2 protein-coding genes are annotated in these 2,315 nt (G+C 66.7%); both read left to right on the forward strand.

Features of this window, described 5'->3' with window-relative positions; all coding sequences use genetic code 11:
* Window positions 1-318: 318 nt before the first annotated feature.
* Window positions 319-1,323: an AAA family ATPase gene (locus DD1DGNOD_RS18915; RefSeq protein WP_131767820.1), complete on the forward strand. Its 1,005-nt coding sequence runs from the start codon at window positions 319-321 to the stop codon at window positions 1,321-1,323.
* 6 nt (window positions 1,324-1,329) lie between these two features.
* Window positions 1,330-2,315, forward strand: a 986-nt coding sequence (locus tag DD1DGNOD_RS18920) for a DUF58 domain-containing protein (RefSeq protein WP_131770743.1), incomplete at its 3' end; no start/stop codon positions are given.

The raw sequence follows: 2,315 nt of genomic DNA on the forward strand, positions 1-2,315 counted from the left end.
CGCCACTGTACCCCACTCCCCCCCACCTGTCCGACACTCCGGACACCCCCACGCCCACGTTCGGCGAGGTCCGGAGATCATGCATCCGGCATCAATGTGTCTTTTGGCCGAACATGCCAAAAACACCTCCGGTAACCGATGTGGCAGCTATCCTCGAACGTCGCTGCGAATGAGTACGCTTTCCGGACAGAGCGGGCAGATGATTCCAACCCATGAAGATCATCTCCTGCTTGGGTGTCACACTCGTGGGGGGTCCGCCGGGCCCACCTCGCCGATCTGAGGACGGAGGCCGACGTGACGGTGACGGAACCCGGCGTCATGCAGTGGCGCGAGTCCGGGACCGGCCTTCGCCACCTCGCGGATGTCGCGACGCGCATAACCCGCTCGGTCGAGAGCGTCATCGACGGCAAACCCGAAGTGATCAGGACGGCGCTGGTCGTTCTGCTCGCCGAGGGTCACCTACTCATCGAGGACGTGCCCGGAGTCGGCAAGACGATGCTTGCCAAGACACTCGGGCGTTCGATCGACGCCCGTGTCCGCCGCATCCAGTTCACACCCGATCTACTGCCCAGTGATGTCACCGGGGTGAGCGTCTACAAGCAGGACACCCACGACTTCGAGTTCCGCCCCGGACCGATCTTCTCCAATCTGGTCATAGCCGATGAGATCAACCGAGCCGCTCCAAAAGCACAGTCGGCACTCCTCGAATGTATGGAGGAACATCAGGTCACCATCGACGGTGTCACCTATCACCTGGAATCGCCGTTCATGGTCATCGCGACCCAGAACCCGATCGAGATGGAAGGCACCTATCCCCTGCCCGAGGCGCAACGGGATCGTTTCACCGCCCGGGTGTCGATGGGTTACCCATCGCCCGCGGCCGAGCTGACCATGCTTGACAGTCACGGGAACACCGAGCCCCTCGACGCGGTCGACCCGGTCACCGAGGCCGCCGAGATCATCAGGCTCATCTCCCTGGTCCGTTCGGTGCACGTGTCCGAAGAGGTACGCCACTACATCGTCGATCTCATAACGGCGACCCGCCGGCACCCCGAACTCGCCCTGGGTGCCTCCCCGCGTGCGACACTGCACCTCATCAGGACCGCCCGCGCCCGAGCCGCCCTCGACGGCCGTGCCTTCGTCGTCCCCGACGACGTTCAGGCCATGGCCGAACCGGTCCTCACGCACCGGTTGCTGGTCAGACCGGAGATCGCGGCGTCGAGCGCGTCCGCCACCGAGGTCGCCTCCCGGATCATCGCGGAGATCATCGCGCGAGTCCCCATCCCGCGTCCGGGGACACGTCCGCCACGCCGTGGCCGTTAGATTGCCGTGTTGGACTTCCTGGCGGCCTTGCGCGGCCTGACCATCCGCGGGCACTGTTTCGTGGCGACCGGGTTGGCCTGCTGCGCCCTGGCAGTCACGGTCGGCGAAAAGGATCTTCTTAGGGTCGGCCTGCTGCTGCTCGCCCTGCCGGTGTGCTCGACGGCATTCGTGTGCAGGACCCGCTACCGGCTCGCCTGCCACCGGCGCCTGGCACCTGTCCGCTCAACAGTGGGGGCAGCGGTGTCGGTCAGCATTCGGATCGACAACATGGGTCGGCGTTCCTCCTCGGTGCTGCTGGTGGATGACGACGTCCCCGCTCATCTCGGCTTCCGGGTACGCTTCGTGCTCGACCGGGTGGAGCCGGGGGGTGCCCGGTACCTCACCTACCAGCTTCGTCCCCAGCTGCGCGGCCGTTACCTGATCGGGCCGATGGCGATCCGGATCACGGATCCGTTCGGACTGTGCGAACTCACGCGAACGTTCCGCAGCCGCGACGAGCTGGTCGTCACCCCGCCGCTGGAAGCCCTGCCCGCGTTGCGTCCCGGCCGGCAGATCATGATCGGCAACCTCCGTGAGCGCACCAGGCCCACCCTGGGAACCGACGACTTCGTCACCCGCCCCTACCAGGCCGGGGACGACCTGCGGCGGATCCACTGGCGAACCAGTGCACGCGCCGGTGAGCTGATGGTGCGCCGGGAGGAAAGCTTCCGGCCGGCCAGTGCGACCGTGCTGCTCGACACCCGATCCGACGCCTGGGTCGGCCATGGGCCGACCTCGTCGTTCGAGTGGGCGGTCAGCGCCACGGGCTCGATCGCGGCACATCTGGCCGAGAGTGGCCAGCTGGTCAGCCTGATATGTGACGGCGGCGTGACGACCACGCCGGCTGCGGGTCGGTCGCGCAACCCGACCCGCAGCACCACCGCGCTGCTGGACGCACTCGCTGTCGTGACCACCAGCGACGCTTCGTCGTTTCCCGGTACACCGTTGCCGGG

The organism is Candidatus Protofrankia californiensis, from assembly GCF_900634765.1.
Classification (GTDB): Bacteria; Actinomycetota; Actinomycetes; order Frankiales; family Frankiaceae; genus Protofrankia; species Protofrankia californiensis.

What these genes read in the sequence shown, in the direction of transcription:
- DD1DGNOD_RS18915 (WP_131767820.1), top strand. Translation starts at nt 319, where the DNA reads ATGCAGTGGCGCGAGTCCGGGACCGGCCTTCGCCACCTCGCGGATGTC.